This window comes from Actinomycetospora atypica, assembly GCF_042653685.1.
Lineage (GTDB): Bacteria > Actinomycetota > Actinomycetes > Mycobacteriales > Pseudonocardiaceae > Actinomycetospora > Actinomycetospora atypica.
On the sequence record NZ_JBHSIV010000007.1, the window covers coordinates 42,579 to 59,719 of the forward strand.

At 73.7% G+C, this 17,141-nt stretch carries 15 protein-coding genes; 5 read left to right on the forward strand and 10 right to left on the reverse strand.

The window, feature by feature from the left end:
• The first annotated feature begins 35 nt into the window (after positions 1-35).
• Positions 36-1,379 carry a type I glutamate--ammonia ligase gene (gene glnA, locus ACFPBZ_RS08680; RefSeq protein WP_378035632.1) on the forward strand — a complete coding sequence of 448 codons (1,344 nt, stop codon included), beginning with the start codon at positions 36-38 and terminating at the stop codon, positions 1,377-1,379.
• Between the two features lie 225 nt (positions 1,380-1,604).
• Positions 1,605-4,655, forward strand: a complete 3,051-nt coding sequence (locus ACFPBZ_RS08685) for a bifunctional [glutamine synthetase] adenylyltransferase/[glutamine synthetase]-adenylyl-L-tyrosine phosphorylase (protein WP_378035633.1) — start codon at positions 1,605-1,607, stop codon at positions 4,653-4,655.
• Here the strand turns inward: ACFPBZ_RS08685 and ACFPBZ_RS08690 are convergent, their stop codons facing one another.
• Complete coding sequence (locus tag ACFPBZ_RS08690) at positions 4,656-5,204, reverse strand: Uma2 family endonuclease (RefSeq protein WP_378035634.1); 549 nt, start codon at positions 5,202-5,204, stop codon at positions 4,656-4,658.
• 136 nt (positions 5,205-5,340) lie between these two features.
• Complete coding sequence (locus ACFPBZ_RS08695; RefSeq protein ID WP_378035635.1) at positions 5,341-6,957, reverse strand: trypsin-like peptidase domain-containing protein; 1,617 nt, start codon at positions 6,955-6,957, stop codon at positions 5,341-5,343.
• A gap of 241 nt (positions 6,958-7,198) precedes the next feature.
• On the opposite strand from ACFPBZ_RS08695, the gene ACFPBZ_RS08700 reads away from it, so the two are divergent.
• Positions 7,199-7,519, forward strand: coding sequence for a hypothetical protein (locus ACFPBZ_RS08700; protein WP_378035636.1), 321 nt, complete (start codon positions 7,199-7,201; stop codon positions 7,517-7,519).
• A gap of 126 nt (positions 7,520-7,645) precedes the next feature.
• Here the strand turns inward: ACFPBZ_RS08700 and glnA (ACFPBZ_RS08705) are convergent, their stop codons facing one another.
• Positions 7,646-9,067, reverse strand: a complete 1,422-nt coding sequence (gene glnA / locus ACFPBZ_RS08705; protein ID WP_378035777.1) for a type I glutamate--ammonia ligase — start codon at positions 9,065-9,067, stop codon at positions 7,646-7,648.
• A 387-nt stretch (positions 9,068-9,454) separates the two neighbouring features.
• Here glnA (ACFPBZ_RS08705) and ACFPBZ_RS08710 point away from each other — a divergent pair, with 387 nt between their 5' ends.
• Complete coding sequence (locus tag ACFPBZ_RS08710) at positions 9,455-9,853, forward strand: RDD family protein (protein WP_378035637.1); 399 nt, start codon at positions 9,455-9,457, stop codon at positions 9,851-9,853.
• A 47-nt stretch (positions 9,854-9,900) separates the two neighbouring features.
• Here ACFPBZ_RS08710 and ACFPBZ_RS08715 read toward each other — a convergent pair whose 3' ends face one another.
• Positions 9,901-10,641, reverse strand: a complete 741-nt coding sequence (locus ACFPBZ_RS08715) for a DUF4191 domain-containing protein (RefSeq protein WP_378035638.1) — start codon at positions 10,639-10,641, stop codon at positions 9,901-9,903.
• A 35-nt stretch (positions 10,642-10,676) separates the two neighbouring features.
• On the reverse strand, positions 10,677-11,699 hold the full coding sequence (gene lipA, locus ACFPBZ_RS08720; protein WP_378035639.1) for a lipoyl synthase: 1,023 nt from the start codon (positions 11,697-11,699) through the stop codon (positions 10,677-10,679).
• Between the two features lie 42 nt (positions 11,700-11,741).
• Between lipA and ACFPBZ_RS08725 the strand changes: the two genes are divergently transcribed.
• On the forward strand, positions 11,742-12,662 hold the full coding sequence (locus ACFPBZ_RS08725) for an LLM class F420-dependent oxidoreductase (protein ID WP_378035640.1): 921 nt from the start codon (positions 11,742-11,744) through the stop codon (positions 12,660-12,662).
• Between the two features lie 24 nt (positions 12,663-12,686).
• Here ACFPBZ_RS08725 and ACFPBZ_RS08730 read toward each other — a convergent pair whose 3' ends face one another.
• The 5 genes from ACFPBZ_RS08730 to ACFPBZ_RS08750 form a co-directional block, all read right to left on the reverse strand.
• Positions 12,687-13,379 carry a CAP domain-containing protein gene (locus tag ACFPBZ_RS08730; RefSeq protein WP_378035641.1) on the reverse strand — a complete coding sequence of 231 codons (693 nt, stop codon included), beginning with the start codon at positions 13,377-13,379 and terminating at the stop codon, positions 12,687-12,689.
• Between the two features lie 134 nt (positions 13,380-13,513).
• Positions 13,514-14,029, reverse strand: a complete 516-nt coding sequence (locus ACFPBZ_RS08735) for a CAP domain-containing protein (RefSeq protein ID WP_378035642.1) — start codon at positions 14,027-14,029, stop codon at positions 13,514-13,516.
• A gap of 94 nt (positions 14,030-14,123) precedes the next feature.
• Entirely contained in the window at positions 14,124-14,876 is a 753-nt protein-coding gene (gene lipB, locus ACFPBZ_RS08740) for a lipoyl(octanoyl) transferase LipB (protein ID WP_378035643.1), read from the reverse strand.
• A gap of 60 nt (positions 14,877-14,936) precedes the next feature.
• A complete protein-coding gene (locus ACFPBZ_RS08745; RefSeq protein ID WP_378035644.1) occupies positions 14,937-16,175 on the reverse strand; it encodes an NAD(P)/FAD-dependent oxidoreductase in 1,239 nt (412 codons plus the stop codon).
• A complete protein-coding gene (locus tag ACFPBZ_RS08750) occupies positions 16,172-17,059 on the reverse strand; it encodes a TIGR01777 family oxidoreductase (RefSeq protein ID WP_378035645.1) in 888 nt (295 codons plus the stop codon). The genes ACFPBZ_RS08745 and ACFPBZ_RS08750 overlap by 4 nt, the downstream gene beginning before the upstream one ends.
• Positions 17,060-17,141: the final 82 nt, after the last annotated feature.

The following is a 17,141-nucleotide window of genomic DNA, read 5'->3' on the forward strand; positions in this document are numbered from 1 at the left end:
CGTCCCTGTAACACGATCTCCTTAGGGTCCGGGATATGGATCGGCAGCAGGAGTTCGTCCTGCGGACTCTCGACGAGCGCGACATCCGCTTCGTGCGGCTGTGGTTCACCGACGTGCTCGGCTACCTCAAGTCCGTGGCCATCGCGCCGGCCGAGCTCGAGGGCGCGTTCGCGGAGGGCATCGGGTTCGACGGCTCGTCCATCGAGGGCTTCAGCCGCGTCTACGAGTCGGACATGGTCGCCAAGCCCGACCCGTCGACGTTCCAGGTGCTGCCCTGGGAGACCGCCGAGGGCGACCACTACTCCGCGCGGATGCTCTGCGACATCACGATGCCCGACGGCACGCCGTCCTGGGCCGACCCGCGCCACGTCCTGCGCCGCGCGCTCTCGCGCGCCGCCGAGGCCGGGTTCACCTGCTACGTGCACCCCGAGATCGAGTTCTACCTGCTCCGGGGCCTTCCCGACGACGGCTCGGCGCCGGTCCCGGCCGACACCGGCGGCTACTTCGACCAGGCGAGCCACGACGTCGCGCCGCACTTCCGCCGCCGCAGCATCGAGGCGCTCGAGGCGATGGGCATCTCGGTCGAGTTCTCCCACCACGAGGGCGGGCCCGGCCAGCAGGAGATCGACCTGCGCTACGCCGACGCGCTGAGCATGGCCGACAACATCATGACGTTCCGCTACCTCGTGAAGGAGGTGGCGATCACCCAGGGCGTGCGGGCGTCGTTCATGCCCAAGCCGTTCACCGAGCACCCGGGCTCGGCGATGCACACCCACATCAGCCTCTTCGAGGGCGACCAGAACGCCTTCCACGACGCCTCCGAGCCCTACGAGCTCTCCAAGACCGGCAAGGCGTTCGTCGCCGGGGTGCTGCGCCACGCCCGCGAGATGTCCGCGGTGACCAACCAGTTCGTGAACTCCTACAAGCGCCTCGTGGTCGGCGGCGAGGCCCCCACCGCGGTGTGCTGGGGCCACGCGAACCGCTCGGCGCTGGTGCGGGTGCCGATGTACTCGCCCGGCAAGGCGTCCTCGCGGCGGGTCGAGGTCCGCTCGCTCGACTCCGCGGCCAACCCCTACCTGGCCTACGCCGTGATCCTCGGCGCCGGGCTCAAGGGGATCGCCGAGGGCTACGAGCTCCCGCCGGCGGCCGAGGACAACGTGTGGTCGCTGACCGAGGGCGAGCGCCGCGCGATGGGCTACCAGACGCTGCCGCAGAACCTCGACGGGGCGCTGCAGGCCTTCGAGCAGTCCGACCTCATGGCGGAGATCCTCGGCGAGCACGTGTTCGACTTCTTCCTGCGCAACAAGCGCCAGGAGTGGGACGCCTACCGCCGCAACGTCACCCCCTACGAGCTGCGGACCTACCTCCCGACGCTCTGAGCGAAGCTCTCGTGCGGGGTCGCGAGCAAGATCGTCACGACGACGAGGATCCGGACGCTGACCGTCCGGATCCTCGTCGTCCCGGTGATCTTGCTCGGCCAGGTCGGTGGCGGAGCGGGAGCGGCGCGGCCCCCGGTGTCAGCGATGGCACGTCGCTGACACCGGACGTCCGGGAGGCGCCACGCTCGCCCGCGGGGGACCGGCCGCCGCACTAGGCTCGGCGGCGTGACCGCCCCCCGAGCCGCGCGCGACCGTCGCCCCGCCCGCGCACCGGCCCGGCTCGGCTTCACCGACGCCGACGCCGGGCAGCGCCTGGCCGACCTCGGCTGGTGGGACGGCGACGAGGTGGTGGGCGACGCGGCGCTGGTGGTCTGGGCCCTCGCCCGGGCCGCCGACTCGGACGAGGCCCTGGCCGGCATCGAGCGGCTGCGCGAGGCCCTGGGCGACGGCTGGGCCGAGCTCGACGCGGCGCTGCGCGTCGACCAGGGGCTGCGCGGCCGGCTGTTCGGGGTGCTCGGCGGGTCGATGGCGCTGGGCGACCACCTCGCGGCCCAGCCCGAGCGCTGGCGGCTGCTGCGCACGGTGCTGACCCCCGGGCGGGTGCACGACGCCTCCCGCCTCCCCAGCGCCGAGGACCGGCGGCGCACCCACCTCGAGGCGGTGGGCGCGAAGGCCGACGAGACGGCCCCCGTCGCCACCGTCGACGGGCAGGCGGCCGTGGAGCTGCTCCGGCTCGCGTGGCGCGACGACGTCCTGCTCCTCGCCGCGGCCGACCTGCAGTCGGTCAGCGAGCCGGAGCTGCCGTTCTGGCCGGTGGACATCATCTCGGGCCAGCTGGCCGACGTGGCCGCCGCCGCGCTGGAGGGCGCCCTCGCGGTGGCCCGCGCCGAGGCCGGCCCCGAGCGCTGCGCCGACCACCGCCTCGCCGTCATCGGGATGGGCAAGTGCGGCGGGCGCGAGCTCAACTACGTCTCGGACATCGACGTCATCTTCGTCGCCGACGGCTCGGTCGAGTCCGCCACCCGCGTCGCCGCCGGGATGATGCGGATCGCCACCGAGGCGTTCCTCGAGGTCGACGCCAACCTGCGCCCCGAGGGCCGCTCCGGGGTGCTGGTCCGCAACCTCGAGGGCCACATCTCCTACTACCGGCGCTGGGCCCGCACCTGGGAGTTCCAGGCGCTGCTCAAGGCCCGCCCGGTCGCGGGCGACCCCGACCTCGGCCGGGAGTACTGCGAGGCCCTCGCGCCGATGGTGTGGAGCGCCGCCGAGCGTGACAACTTCGTCGCCGACGTCCGCGCGATGCGCAAGCGGGTCGAGGAGCACATCCGCCACGACGTCGCCGACCGCGAGCTCAAGCTCGGCCGCGGCGGGCTGCGCGACGTCGAGTTCGCCGTCCAGCTCCTGCAGCTGGTGCACGGCCGCGGCGACGAGAGCCTGCGCGGGCAGAACACCCTCGAGACGCTCGCCGCGCTCGGGCAGGGCGGGTACATCGGGCGCGACGACGCCGCCAACCTCGCCGCCTCGTACCGGTTCCTGCGGATGCTCGAGCACCGCATCCAGCTGCAGCGCCTGCGCCGCACCCACCTCTTCCCCTCCGACGACGACGCCGCCGGCCTGCGCTGGCTCGCGCGCGCGGCCAAGCTGCGCCCGGACGGTCGTCGGGACGCGGCCGGGGTGCTGCAGGCCGAGCGGTCGCGCACCACGGTCCGCGTGCGCCGCCTGCACGAGAAGCTCTTCTACCGCCCGCTGCTCGAGTCGGTCGCGCGCGTGTCCGGGTCCGACCTGGTCCTCACCGAGGACTCGGCGACGAAGCGGCTCGCGGCGCTGGGCTGGAGCTCGCCCGCCGGGGCGCTCAAGCACGTGGCCGCCCTGACCTCGGGCACCGGGCGCGCGTCGCGCATCCAGCGGGCGCTGATGCCGGTGCTGCTCGACCAGCTCGGCCACACCGCCGACCCCGACCACGGGCTGCTCGCCTACCGCAAGGTCTCCGAGTCCCTGGCCTCCACGCCGTGGTTCCTCGCCCTGCTGCGCGACGAGGGCCTCGCGGCCGACCGCCTCATGTACGTGCTGGGCACCTCGCGGTGGGTCGCGGAGATGATGCCGCGCTCGCCGGAGGTGCTGCGGATGCTGGGCGACGACGGCCCGGAGTCCGACCTGGTGGCCCGCGACCCGGCGGAGGTCGCGAGCTCGCTGCGGGCGGCCGTCGCCCGGCACACCGACCCCGTCGCGGCCGGCAACGTCGCCCGCTCCCTGCGGCGGGTGGAGCTGCTGCGGATCGCGTGCGCCGACCTGCTCGGGCTCACCGACGTCCCCGCCGTGTGCGCGGCCCTCTCCAGCGTGTGGGTGGCGGTGCTGCAGGCCGCGCTCGACGCCGCCGTGCGCGAGCGCGTCGGGTCCGGCCCGGCGCCCGCGACGATCGCGATCATCGGCATGGGCCGGCTCGGCGGGGCCGAGCTCGGCTACGGCTCGGACGCCGACGTGGTCGCCGTGTGCGAGCCCGCCGAGGGGGTCGGCGACCAGGAGGCCACCACCTACGCCCGGGCGGTCGTCGAGGCCGCGACCGCCGCCCTCGGCTCGCCGAGCCCCGACCCGCCGCTCGAGGTGGACACCAAGCTGCGCCCCGAGGGTCGCAGCGGCCCGCTCGTGCGCACGCTGCCCTCCTACGCCGACTACCTGCGGCGCTGGGCGCAGACCTGGGAGTGCCAGGCCCTGCTGCGCGCCCGCCCGATCGCCGGCGACGAGGACCTCGGCCGGCGGTTCACCGAGATGATCGCGCCGTTCCGCTACCCGGCCGACGGCCTGCCCGAGGAGCAGGCCACCGAGATCCGGCGGATGAAGGCCCGGGTCGACGCCGAGCGCCTGCCGCGCGGGGCCGACCGCGCGCTGCACACGAAGCTCGGGACCGGCGGGCTCGCCGACGTCGAGTGGACCGTGCAGCTGCTGCAGCTCCAGCACGCCGGACGGCTGCCGTCGCTGCGGACCACCTCGACGCTCGACGCGCTGACCGCGATGACCCGGGAGGGGCTGCTCTCCGCCGACGACGCGGAGGCGCTGACCGCCGGCTGGACCACCGCGACCCGCACCCGCGGCATTGCGACCCTCGTGCGGGGCAAGCCCACCGACCAGCTGCCCCGCTCGGGCCGCGAGCTCGCCGCGATCGCCTCCGCGCTGGGCCACGCCGAGGACGACCCGGGGGAGTGCGTCGACGACTACCGCCGGGTCACCCGGCACGCCCGGGCGGTGGTGGACCGGGTGTTCTCCGCGCTGGAGCGGTAGTCAGCGCGCGAGGCGCGGGAGGTCGAGCGCGACTCCGAACGGCTCGGCGAGCTCGACGACGGGGCCGTGCGCGACCTCGCGGTAGGCCCCGTCGACCAGCTGGTGGAGGTGCCCGACCGGGCCCTCCTGCTCCACGCGGAGGTACCACGGGATGCCGGCCTCGGCGTAGAGCCGCGGCTTCAGGATGCGGTCGTGGGCGGCGTCACCGAGGCTGACGACCTCGACGACGAGCGTGAGGGCGACGGCCTGGTTGACCGCGGCGGTCATGTCGGCCCCGGCGAGGACGGCCACGTCGGGGATGACCACCCGGTCGGCGCCGAGCCGGACGTTCGGTTCGCCGAGTACGTCCCAGCCGGGTGTCGCGGCACCGTCGAGCGCGCCCCAGAGACGGTAGGCGAGCCGCTGGTGCGGGTTCGACGCTCGCGGGCTCATCACCAGCGCGCCGTCCACCAGCTCGACCCGCCTGTCGTCGGGGAGCGCGAGGAAGTCCTCGTCCGACCAGGGACCGACGTGCTCGTAGGGATCGGACACCTGCTGTGGTGCGGCCACGGTGCCTCCTCCTCGGGATCGACGTCCGTGACGGTCATGGTCGCACCGTCGCGACGACCACCGACAGTCTCGCCCCACGCGGACGGGCCGCCCGGCGGGGATGCCGGGCGGCCCGTGTGGGGTGGGTGCGTGGGGATCAGCCGATGCCCACCCCGCAGCCCCCGCAGAAGCGGGCGCCGGTGGCGCGGGCGGCGCCGCAGTTCGGGCAGTGCCCGGGACCCGACGGGCCGGTGGCGATCCCGGCGGGCGGGGTGGCGACGGCGACCGCGGGAGCGGCCGCGGGCTCGGGCCGGGGGGCCGGAGCGGCCGGGGCCGGGAAGCCGACCGGGGGCGAGGCGGGGGAGGGCGCCGGGCCGGCCTGGCCGAAGGGGGCGCTCCCGAAGCCGGCCGGGGCCTGGTGCTGCACGGGCTGCTGCTGGCCGTACTGCGGCTGCCCGTACTGCGGCTGGCCGTACTGCTGCTGGAACTGCTGTCCGGTCATCGGCTGCTGCTGCTGCGGCACCTGGTAGCCCTGGGGCAGGGTGAAGCCGGGCGCGACGGTCCCGGCCGGCACGGCGGCGGAGCGGCGACGCTTCCGGACGACGAGGCCGACGACCAGCCCGACGACCGCCAGCAGGACCAGCAGCCCGCCACCGATCAGGCCCCAGCCGAGCAGGCCCAGGCCCCTGTCGCCGTACTGGTCGTGCGCCCGGGCGGCCCGGGCCTTGAAGTCGGTCGCGGCCTTCGAGCCCGGGGCGATGTCGAGGACCCGGGCGAACTGCTCCTCGGCGTCGGAGTAGTAGCCCTGGTAGTAGTCGGCGAGCCCGGCCCGGTAGGCCTCGTCGAACGCGCCCGCCTGCGGCTGCACGCCGTTGCGCGCCATCATCTCCAGCAGCGTGGAGCTCGGTGCCACGTAGTTGAACGAGGCGCTGCGCTCGCTGACGCCCATGCTGTTGATGCCGACGACCTGGCCCTGCTGGTTCACCGTGGGGCCGCCGCTCATGCCCTGGCCCATGTCGGCGGTGATCTGCAGGAACGGCACGCCCTTCTGGTTCTGCGTGCCGCTGATCGAGCCGTCCTTGAAGGTCGGCTCCAGGCTCGGGTCCATGACCTGGTCGACGACGCCCGGGTAGCCGATGCTCATGATCTGCGTGCCCGTGGTGGTCGAGTTCGCCGGGGCGACCTCGACGGTGGGCAGGTTGGTGGCGTTGACCTTGAGCAGCGCCACGTCACCCTGGGCGTTGGGCTTCGAGTCGACGATCTGGGCCTGCATCGGGGTCTGCGAGCTGCCCTCGGAGGCCTGGGCGACGGTGACCTTCTTGTCGGCCGCCGAGCCGCCGACGTCGCCCTCGAGCTTGTAGTTGGCCATCACGTAGTCGTAGATCAGCGTGGGGTCGTACCCCGACTGCGCGGCGTTCGCCGAGATCTCCTTGGCCAGCGACTCCTGGATGTCGAGGTCGGAGACGCAGTGCCCGGCGGTGGCGACGTAGCCGTTCGGGTTCACGATGAACCCGGTGCACTGGTAGGTCTCGTCGAACGGGCCCTCCACCGAGCCGTCGGCGACGTTGCGCAGGTAGGTGTGGACCTCGGTCTGCAGGTAGACGACACCCGGGCGGACCTCGGCGGACACGCGCTCCTGCACGGGTGCCGCCGTCGGATCGGGGCCACCCCCACCGTCCTGGGCCAGGGCTGGGGGAGCGGTGGCCAGCAGCGCGGCACCGGTGACGGCGACGACGCCGAGAGCGGACTTCCAGGTGGGGAGGTTCGTGCGCATGCCGGGCTCCTTGACTCACAGTGACGATGTGGTGTCCGGTGAAGGTGACCTTCACCTGTGTGGACCGCCATAGAGTCACACAGCGTCGCTACCGAGGCAAGCAGATCCCAGCTAGAACCCGGACTTGTGTCGAAAATTGACGCTTCCCGAGGGTCGTCGTGACACTCCGTCGATCACTACCGCGGGTGATACCGCCGGGTCGGCTGGCGTTCACCGGGGGCGACGGGTCATCATCGAACACGTGTTCGACGAGCGTGGGCCGGCGCAGCGGCGCAACGACCGCTCGGGCGCCCTGCAGCGGACCGAGGTCCGCCGGGTGTGGGTCGACCTGGCGGTCGCGTACCCGCGGCCCGGCGGGCGGCCGCCCCGGGCGGTGCCCGACGGCGTCGACCTGCAGAGCCGCGTGCCGGGCGAGCTGCTCGGGTGGCGCCGCACCACCACGGGGGAGTGGGTCGGCTGGGTGTGCGTGCCGATCAGCCAGGGCGAGGAGGTCCGCTACGTCTACCAGTACGTGGCGGCCGCGGCGCTCTCCCCGCGGGAGGACCTGCGCGACCGGAGGTGATGTGCGCTGCGCGCCCGTGAGCACTTCGGGGGGCTATAGCCCCCCGAAGTGCTCACGAGCGCTTCGCGCACAAACGGCCCGGCCACCCCCGCAGGGGTGACCGGGCCGTCGTGGTGCCGGGTGGGATCAGCAGTTGTAGTACAGCTCGAACTCGTACGGGTGCGGGCGCAGCCGGATGCCCGTCACGTCGTCGCGCTTGAGCTCGACCCACTTCTCGATCAGGTCGGACGTGAACACGCCGCCCTCGAGGAGGAAGTCGTGGTCCGCCTCGAGGTTGTTGATCGCGGCGTCGAGGCTGGCCGGCACCTGCGCGATGCTGGCGGCCTCCTCCGGCGGGAGCTCGTAGAGGTCCTTGTCGACCGGCGTCGGCGGCTCGATCTTGTTCCGGATCCCGTCGAGGCCCGCCATCATCATGGCGGCGAAGGCCAGGTACGGGTTGCCCGACGAGTCGGGGCAGCGGAACTCGAGGCGCTTGGCCTTCGGGTTGTCGCCCGTGATCGGGATGCGGACGCAGGCCGACCGGTTGCGGTTCGAGTACACCAGGTTGATCGGCGCCTCGAAGCCCGGCACCAGGCGGTGGTACGAGTTGATCGTGGGGTTGGTGAACGCCACGAGGCTCGGTGCGTGGTGCAGGATGCCGCCGATGTAGTGGCGACCCATGTCGGACAGCCCGGCGTAGCCGTTGGCGTCGTAGAACAGCGGCTCGCCGCCCTTGAACAGCGACTGGTGGCAGTGCATGCCCGAGCCGTTGTCGCCGGCGATCGGCTTCGGCATGAAGGTGACCGTCTTGCCGGCCTGCCACGCCGTGTTCTTGACGATGTACTTGAACAGCTGCAGGTCGTCCGCGGCGTGCAGCAGCGTGTTGAACTTGTAGTTGATCTCGGCCTGGCCGCCGGTGCCGACCTCGTGGTGCAGCTTCTCGAGCTCGAAGCCCGAGTTCATGAGGTTGGTGCCGATCGCGGCGCGCAGGTCGGAGGTCTGGTCGGTCGGCTCGACCGGGAAGTAACCGCCCTTCATGGCGATCTTGTTGCCCTTGTTGCCGCCCGGCTCGTCACGCCCGGTGTTCCAGGCGCCCTCGACCCCGTCGACCTCGTAGAACGTGCCGTTCGGCCGCGAGTCGTAGCGGACCGAGTCGAAGATGTAGAACTCGGCCTCGGGCCCGAAGAAGCAGGTGTCGGCGACGTCGACGGTCGAGAGGAACTTCTCCGCCTTGCGGGCCACGTTGCGCGGGTCGCGGCTGTAGGCCTCGAGCGTCAGCGGGTCGTGGACGAAGAAGTTCATGTTCAGCGTCTTCTGCGCCCGGAACGGGTCGATGCGCGACGTCGCCGGGTCGGGCAGCAGCGTCATGTCCGACTCGTTGATCGTCTGGAAGCCCGTGATGGACGATCCGTCGAACGCCAGGCCGTTGGAGAAGACGTCCGCGTTCAGCTCGGAGGCCGGCACCGTGAAGTGCTGCATCTGGCCGGGGAGGTCGCAGAACCGGACGTCGACGTACTTCACCCCCTCGTCGGAGATGTACTTGAAGACCTCGTCCTGGTTGTTGAACACCCTCGCTGGCTCCTTCTCTGGCACTGTCGTCACGGTCGGACCCGTCCGCCCCGGCCGGGGCCCTCACCGCTTCGGATGACCCGACGCTAGGCGGCGGACGTTTCTCTCTCGTCGCACCGGTGTTTCGCGGCAGTTAACGGGCTCGCATCACAGTCCCGCCGCCCTGCGCGCGGCCCGGGGACGAACCGGCGGCGCCGTTGCCGCCGCACGTCCGGACACGCTGCGGCACCGTAGCCTGTCAGAGTGTCCTGGTTTCGTGAATGGCTCGCCGGTGAGGAGCCCGGACGGGCGTCGGGCGGTCGTCCGGACGAGGCGGCCCGTCCCGCCCGGGAGCCCTCCGGGGCACGGGCCGTGGCCGGCGCTCGGCCGACCGGGCGTCCACCCTCGGTGGACACCGAGGACGCCTGGCCCGGGCAGAGCTGGGGCCTACCGGAGCACGGACCCGGGTCGGTGGCCACCGCCCCGCGGCGCCTCGGGCAGTTCCTGCTCGACCTGCTGATCGGGGGCGCGGTCGCCTCGGCGTTCGCGTTCCCGGCGCCCCCCACGCTGAGCCTGATCGTGTGGGCGGTGCTGGTCACCGTGCCCGTGGCCCTCATCGGGCAGACCCCGGCCATGGTGATCACCGGGCTGCGGGTGGCGCGGGTCGACGGCGCCGAGCGCGTCGGCGTGTGGTCGCTCGCGCGGACGGTCTCGCTGTTCTTCGTCGTCCCCGCCGTGATCATGGACCGCCACGGCCGGGGCCTGCACGACCGCGTGAGCCGCACCGTGGTGCTGCGCTCGCGCTGAGGGGCCCGCCCCGGGCTTCGTCGGGAACGCCCGACCCGCATCGAGGACTAGCGGCGCCGCACCGTGCGCTGCATGCCCTTCATCGCGCCCTTGGGCGCGGGCCCCTTCGGCATGGCGGGTCCGCCCCGGCCGGCGATCGCGGCGAGGCGCTTCTCGAGCGTCTCCATCTGCTCGCGGGCGATGTTGCGGGGCAGCTTGGTCATGTGCCGCTGCAGCTTGGACAGCGGGATGTCGCCCTCGCCGTTGCCGACGGTGAACTCGTAGATCGGCACCTGGCCCGCGACCCGGGCGATCTTCTTCTTCTCCTGGGCGAGCAGGCCCTTGGTGCGGTGCGGGGCGCCCTCGGCGACGAGGACCACGCCCGGCCGGCCGATCACGCGGTGCACGACGTCGAGCTGGGTGGTGCCCGCCACCGCCTGGGTGACCCGCCACTGCCCGCGCATGTTGTCGAGCGCCCACCCGGCGGCGCCGGGCTGGCCGTCGGCCTTGGCGTAGACGTTGTTCTGCACGCGGCGCCCGAAGACGATCATCGCGATCGCGGCGCCGAGGATCAGGCCGATCGGCACGAGGAACCACGACTGGCCGAGGAGCAGCCCGACCACCAGGAACACCAGCGTGGTGCCGACGACCGCGGCGATCATCAGCGGCAGGAGGAGCTTGTCCTCCTTGCGCTGCATCTGGAAGGCCTGCCAGATCTGCGACCAGCGCTGACGGCGCGCCGCCTTCGCAGCCTGCTTGGCGGCCTTCTTCTCTTCCTTGGTCGCCTTACCGGCAGTGCCCTTGGCCATGCGGCCCATTCTGCCGTACCGCCGCGGCGGACTGCTCAGCCGCGGCGGGCCAGGACCGAGCCGACCTCCTGGCGGGCCTCGCCCTCGGTGGCCAGCTCGGCCATGCCCTCGGGCAGCTCCTCGCCGCGGTGCAGCTTCGCCTGCGCGTAGAGCCGGCCCGCGCGGTAGGACGACCGCACCAGCGGCCCCGCCATGACACCCGCGAATCCGAGGCGGTGCGCCTCGTCGCGGTGCGCGACGAACTCCTCGGGCTTGACCCAGCGCTCCACCGGGTGGTGGCGCAGCGAGGGCCGCAGGTACTGGGTGAGGGTGAGCAGGTCGCAGCCCGCCTCGTGCAGGTCGGCCATCGCCTCGGTGACCTCGTCGAACGTCTCGCCCATGCCGAGGATGAGGTTCGACTTCGTGACGAGGCCCGCGGCGCGCGCCTTGCGGATCACGTCGAGCGAGCGCTCGTAGCGGAAGCCCGGGCGGATGCGCTTGAAGATGCGCGGCACCGTCTCGAGGTTGTGGGCGAGCACCTCGGGCGCGGAGTCGAACACCGGGCCGAGCTGGTCGTCGCGGCCGTCGAAGTCGGGGATCAGCAGCTCGACCCCGGTGCCGGGGTTCATCGCGTGCACCTGGCGGACGGTCTCGGCGTAGAGCCACGAGCCGCCGTCGGCCTGGTCGTCGCGGGCGACCCCGGTGATCGTCGAGTAGCGCAGCCCCATCTGGCGCACCGACTCGGCGACCTTGCGCGGCTCGTCGCGGTCGAGCAGCGCGGGCTTGCCGGTGTCGATCTGGCAGAAGTCGCAGCGCCGGGTGCACTGCTCGCCCCCGATGAGGAAGGTGGCCTCGCGGTCCTCCCAGCACTCGTAGATGTTGGGGCAGCCCGCCTCCTCGCACACCGTGGCCAGCCCCGCGGAGCGCACCATGCCCTTGAGCTCGGAGAAGTTCGGGCCGGTCGACACGCGCGTGCGGATCCACTCGGGCTTGCGCTCGATGGGCGTCTGGGAGTTGCGGACCTCGAGGCGGAGCAGCTTGCGTCCTTCGGGAGCGGTGGGCCCGGTCGTCGTGGTCACGACCTCCAGCCTACGCGGGGTGCCCCCGTAGGGTGATCGTCCGTGGACCTCCGGATCTTCACCGAACCGCAGCAGGGCGCCACGTACGACGACCTCCTCCGCGTCGCCCGCTGTGCGGAGGACGTGGGCTACGGCGCGTTCTTCCGGTCCGACCACTACCTCGCGATGGGCGGCTCCACGGGCCTGCCGGGCCCGACCGACGCGTGGATCACGTTGGCCGCGCTGGCCCGCGAGACCACGACGATCCGCCTGGGCACCCTGATGACGGCCGCGACCTTCCGGCTGCCCGGGCCGCTCGGGGTCGCCGTCGCCCAGGTCGACCAGATGTCCGGCGGGCGCGTCGAGCTGGGGATCGGCACCGGCTGGTACGAGGCCGAGCACCGGGCCTACGGCATCCCCTTCCCCGACCTCGCGGTGCGCTTCGCGATGCTCGCCGAGCAGCTGGAGATTCTCACGGGCTCCTGGAGCACCCCGATCGGGCAGGACTACACCTTCCACGGCGAGCACTACGACCTCTCGGACAGCCCCGGCCTGCCCAAGCCCCTGCAGCACCCGTACCCGCCGGTCCTCGTCGGGGGCTCCGGGCACCACCGCACCCCGGCGCTCGCCGCCCGGTTCGCCGACGAGATCAACGTGCCGTTCGTCGGTCCCGACGAGGTCGCGGCGCAGTTCGCGCGGGTCCGCACGGCCTGCGACGAGACGGGCCGGGACTTCGCGACGATGCACCGCTCCACCGCGCAGGTGCTGTGCGTGGGCCGCAACGACGCCGACGTGCGCCGGCGCGCGGCCGTGATCGGGCGCGACCCCGACGAGCTGCGCGAGCACGGCATCGCGGGGACCGCGGCGGAGGTGACCGACCGGCTCGGCCGGTTCGCCGAGGCGGGGGTGGAGCGGACCTACCTGCAGGTGCTCGACCTCTCCGACCTCGAGCACCTCGAGTTCCTCGGGGGCTTCGCGCTGTAGTCGAGGCTGCGCACACCGGCCGCGTCAGCGGCCGAACTCCTGGGCCCAGTAGTCGCCGTCGTCGGCGTGGCCCACCCCGAGGGTGCGGAACGAGCAGTCGAGGATGTTCCGCTTGTGGCCCGGCGAGTTCATCCAGTCGGTCATGACCTCGTCGGCGCTCGACTGCCCCTTCGCGATGTTCTCGCCGCCGGGGTCGTCGTAGCCGGCGGCGCGGACCCGGTCGGAGAAGTCGGAGCCGTCGGGCCCGGTGTGGGAGAAGGTGCCGGTGCGGGCCATGAGGGCGGCGTAGTCGGCCGCGGCCCGCTCGAGGGCGGCGCTGCGGGTCACCGGCTCACAGCCGGCGTCGGCGCGGGCGGCGTTGACCAGGGTGAGCACCCGGCCGGCGTCGCCGGTGGGGGCGGCGGCGACGGCGCGGGTGGTGGCGCTGCGCCGCGCGGTCGTCGTGGTGGTGACGGTCGTGGTGGTGCGCCGCGCGGTCGTCGTCGGGGCGGCGGCCGGGGCGGGTGGGACGACGGCGGCGGGCGGGACGACCGCGGTCGGCGTGGCCGCGGCCGGCGCCGTCGGCACCAGCAGCGCCGCGGAGCCGGTGTCGCGCACCGCCTCGGTGGCCGGGCGCAGGGCCAGGACGGCCACGAGCACCCCGAGCACGACGACGGCCGCGCCCCCGCCGATCGCGAGGCGGCGGCGCGGGTGGGACTCGGTGCGGTGGAGGGGCACGGACCGAATCTGACAGGACCCCCCCAGGTCACGGAACGGTCACGGCCCGCCGGGGACGACGAGCGGCGGGCCCGTCCGGGTCGTCGGGTGAACGGCTGAGCCGTTCGGACCAACCCGGACGGGCGCTCCGGGCGTCAGTAGCCGAAGTTCTGGACCCAGTAGTTCCGCGTCCCCGCCAGGCCGACGCCGATCCTCGTGAACTTGCAGTTGAGGATGTTGGCGCGGTGGCCGGGGGAGTTCATCCACGCGGTCATCACGGCCTGGGCGTCCCGCTGGCCCTGCGCGATGTTCTCCCCGCCGGGCTGGGCGTAGCCGGCGGCCTTCATGCGGTCGACGAAGCTCGACCCGTTGGCGCCCGTGTGGGAGAACGTGCCGGTCGAGTTCATCCAGTCCGCGTGCCCCTGCGCCGCCTTCTCCGCGTAGGAGTTGCGGATCAGCGCCCTGCACCCGTTCTGCTGGCGGTACTGGTTGGTCAGGGCGACCACCTGGTTCAGCTGCGCGGCCTGGGTCGGCGTGACCGCGGCCGGCGCCGGTGCGGCCGACGCCACGGGCGCGAGCAGGGGGAGGGCGGTCAGGGCGCCGACGGCGGCGAGGACCCCGGCACCGCGCCGGATCCGGTGGCGGACGGTCGTCGTGATGTCTCTGGTCATGCCCCCGACCGTCCGTCGCGCTCCGGACCGACACAGCCTTTGTCGACGCGGAGAGCGACGAGTGGTGACTCTCCGGTGGTCGGCGGTCGTCGGATTACAACATCTGGACCGCGACGTTACCCACCTTCAGCGTAGTCGTGACCTCCGGACGGGCGAGCGACCGGTCACTGACGGGTAGCTCGCCGGCGATCGCGGCGAGCACGGCGTCCCGGACGAGCGGGCGCACCTCGTCGACCCCCACCCGGCGGCCGAGCTCGGCCGAGAGGCTGGTGACCCCCGCGTCGGCGATGCCGCACGGGACGATCGCGCCGAAGGCGGTGAGGTCGGGGTCGGCGTTCAGCGCGAACCCGTGCAGCGTGGTCCCGCGCGCGACCCGCACCCCGATCGCGGCGATCTTGCGCTCGGGTCTCCCGGGTTCCGCCGCGAGCCAGACCCCGGAGCGCCCGTCGACGCGGCCCGTCGTGAGGCCGTAGCCCGCGCACACGGCGATGAGGGCCTCCTCGAGGCGGCGCACGTGGTCGACGACGTCGAACGGCTGGGCCAGCTGCAGGATCGGGTAGCCGACGAGCTGTCCGGGGCCGTGCCAGGTGATGCGGCCGCCGCGGTCGACGTCGACCACGGGGGTGCCGTCGACCGGGCGGTCCTCGGGCTGCGTGCGGCGGCCCGCGGTGTAGACGCTCGGGTGCTCGAGGAGCATGAGGACGTCGGGGCCGGTGCCGTCGACGCGCGCGGCGTGGTGGGCGCGCTGCTGCTCCCACGCGGCGGTGTACTCGACGCTGCCGAGGTCGAGCACCTGCATCGGCTCGCTGCTCGCGCGATGGGACCGGGCCGCCGGGCTGGAAGGCATACCGGCGACGCTACTCGGCGACCCGCCGGTAGGCCGCCGCCTCGGCCCGGCCCGGGGCGGTCAGCCGAGGCGGGCCAGGGCCGCCTGCGCGGTGCGCCGCCCCGACACGAGGGCGCCCTGCACCGACGGGGAGTCCCGGTGGTCGCCGGCGACGTAGAGCCCGTCGCCGAGGTCGACGGGACGACGCAGCCGGGGCGGGGTCGGCGGCAGGGCCGCGGGCAGGGCGTGGGGGATCCGCCTCGTCGCGAGGTGCTCCCAGTGCGCGGTGCCCACGCCCCAGATGCGCTCGAGCTCGGCGCGCAGCCGCGGCTCGGGCAGGGGCTCGGGCCCGAGGACGGTGGAGACCACGAGGTGGCGGTGGTCGGGGGAGTAGGACGGCGCGGCGGCGGTCAGCACCATGGTGTTGACCACCGGGCCGCCGGTGCCGTCGAGGTGGAGCAGGCCGCGACGGGTCGGCGGCTGGTCGGTGACGTGGTAGTGGCTGGTCAGCGCGAAGGTGCGGGGCGTCTCGACCCGGCCGCCGAGCAGCCCGGCCGCGTCGGTGCCCTCGGTCGCGACGATCACGGCCCCCGCGCGCACGGTGCCGGCGTCGGTGGTCACGGCGCCGGGCGCGACGCCGCGGACCGGGGTGTCCAGCACCACCGTGCCGGCCGGGAGCGGTGCCGCGACGTGGGCGGTCATCGCGCCGATGCCCCGCGAGGGCAGCGTCAGGTCGCCGAGGGCGAACGTGCGCCAGAAGAGCGACACCACGCGCGAGGAGGTGGCGAGGTCGGCGTCGCCGAGCACCCCGGACAGGAACGGGCGGATGAAGCGGTCGACGTCCGGGGCCGGGATGCCGAAGCGGGCGAGGTCGTCGGCCGCGGAGCGTTCGGGGGCCCGGGCCTGCCGCTGCGGCGGGACCAGCACCGAGCGCGCCGTGAACGCGGCGATCCCGAGCTTGCCGCGCAGCCCCAGCAGCCGCGTCACCGCGGCCCGGGCCAACCCGGGCGGGGTCCGCGCCACCCGGCGCAGCGCGCCGTCCTCGGTGCGCACCGCGGCGCCGGGCTCGAAGCGCCGCAGGTCGAGCGCGGACAGGTCGACCGCCGCCTGCAGTGCGGGGTAGGAGGTGTTGAGGATCTGGAAGCCGCGGTCGACGAGGAAGCCGTCGACGACGTCGGTGCGCACCCGCCCGCCGACGTCGTCGGAGGCCTCGCACACGAGCACCGAGCGCCCCGCGGCGGCGACCGTCCGCGCGGCGTTCAGCCCGGCGAGCCCGGCACCGACCACCACGACGTCGACGGCGTCGGGCAGCTCGCTCACTCCAGCACCGCCGCCAGCGCGGCCTGCACGGTCCCGTGCTCGAAGGTGTAGCCCTCCTGCTCGAGGACGCCCGGCAGCACGCGCTGGCTGACCAGGACGCCCTCGTCGGCGAACTCGCCGAGGATCGCGCGCATGGCGAAGCCCGGCACGATCCACGGCGCCGGCCGGTGGACGTTCCCGGCCATCACCTTCGTGAACTCGGCGCAGGTCACGGGGGCGGGCCCCGTGGCGTTCAGCGGGCCCGAGACGGTGTCGTGCTCGAGGGCCCAGGTGATGGCCCCGACCTCGTCGTCGAGGGAGATCCACGGCCAGTACTGCTCGCCCGACCCGAGCCGCCCGCCCAGCCCGAACTTGAACACCGGCCGCATGATGCCCATGAGCCCGCCGGAGTGGGACAGGACCAGGCCCGTGCGGATCATCACGACGCGGGCGCCGGCCTCCGCGGCGGGCGCCGTGGCGTTCTCCCAGTCGCGCACCAGCTCGGCGAGGAACCCACGGCCGCGGGCCCCGGTCTCGTCGACCGCGACCTTGCCGGTGTCGCCGTAGAACCCGACGGCGGAGCCGTTGATCAGCACCGGGATGCCCCGGGCGGCGACGGCGCGGGCGAGGACGTCGGTGGGGATGATCCGGCTGTCGCGCAGCTCCTGCTTGTAGGCGCCCGACCAGCGCTTGTCGGCGATCCCGGCCCCGGACAGGTTGATCACCGCGTCGGCGCCCTCGAGGGCGTCCTCGTCGATCCGGCCCGAGGGCGGGTCCCACGCGCGCTCGTCCGGGGCGTGCGGGGCGCGCCGCACGAGCCGGAGCACCTCGTGCCCGGCGCTGCGCAGGTGGGGCACCAGGGCGGTACCGATGAGCCCGGACGAACCGGAGATGACGACGCGCATGGCGTGATCGTCGCCGAGTCCCGGCCGCCGCGCGACCCGGGCTCCCCCGACGGCGGTATGGGCGCGATGTCCGGTCCCCCGG

Bases quoted from the DNA above. Each gene is read 5' to 3' on its own strand.
- ACFPBZ_RS08715 (WP_378035638.1), bottom strand. From the start codon at position 10,641: ATGGCCAAGGGCACTGCCGGTAAGGCGACCAAGGAAGAGAAGAAGGCC.
- ACFPBZ_RS08735 (WP_378035642.1), bottom strand. From the start codon at position 14,029: ATGACCAGAGACATCACGACGACCGTCCGCCACCGGATCCGGCGCGGT.
- glnA (WP_378035632.1), top strand. From the start codon at position 36: ATGGATCGGCAGCAGGAGTTCGTCCTGCGGACTCTCGACGAGCGCGAC.
- lipB (WP_378035643.1), bottom strand. From the start codon at position 14,876: ATGCCTTCCAGCCCGGCGGCCCGGTCCCATCGCGCGAGCAGCGAGCCG.
- ACFPBZ_RS08750 (WP_378035645.1), bottom strand. From the start codon at position 17,059: ATGCGCGTCGTCATCTCCGGTTCGTCCGGGCTCATCGGTACCGCCCTG.
- ACFPBZ_RS08695 (WP_378035635.1), bottom strand. From the start codon at position 6,957: ATGCGCACGAACCTCCCCACCTGGAAGTCCGCTCTCGGCGTCGTCGCC.